Origin of the sequence: Delftia sp. S65, assembly GCF_016516495.1 — a bacterium.
Taxonomy (GTDB): domain Bacteria; phylum Pseudomonadota; class Gammaproteobacteria; order Burkholderiales; family Burkholderiaceae_C; genus Comamonas; species Comamonas acidovorans.
The window spans coordinates 1-347 of sequence record NZ_JACVUR010000108.1; the positions used below are offsets into that span (position 1 = coordinate 1).

Sequence of the window (347 nt, forward strand, 5' to 3'; positions counted from 1 at the left end):
CTGGGTGGTCATTCGTTGCTGGCCCTGAAGCTGCTCGAACGCATGCGCGCCAGGGGGCTGGCGGCCCAGGTGCGCAGCCTGTTCCTTCAGCCCAGGCTGGCCGACTTTGCGCAGGCCCTTGGTGGCGAACAGGCCGATGCTCGACCCGAGGTGCAGGTGCCGCCCAACGGCATTCCCGAAGACTGCACGGCCATCACCCCGGCCATGCTGACCCTGGTGGCGCTGGACGCCCAGGAGATTGCACGGATCGCCGCAGCCGTGCCCGGTGGTGCAGCCAACATCCAGGACATCTACCCGCTGGCACCGCTGCAGGAAGGCATTCTTTTCCACCACATGCTGCACCAGCA

At 66.9% G+C, this 347-nt stretch carries 1 protein-coding gene; it reads left to right on the forward strand.

The window, feature by feature from the left end:
- A partial coding sequence (locus IAE24_RS30025; protein WP_200016424.1) for a hypothetical protein occupies positions 1-347 on the forward strand: 347 nt, incomplete at both ends.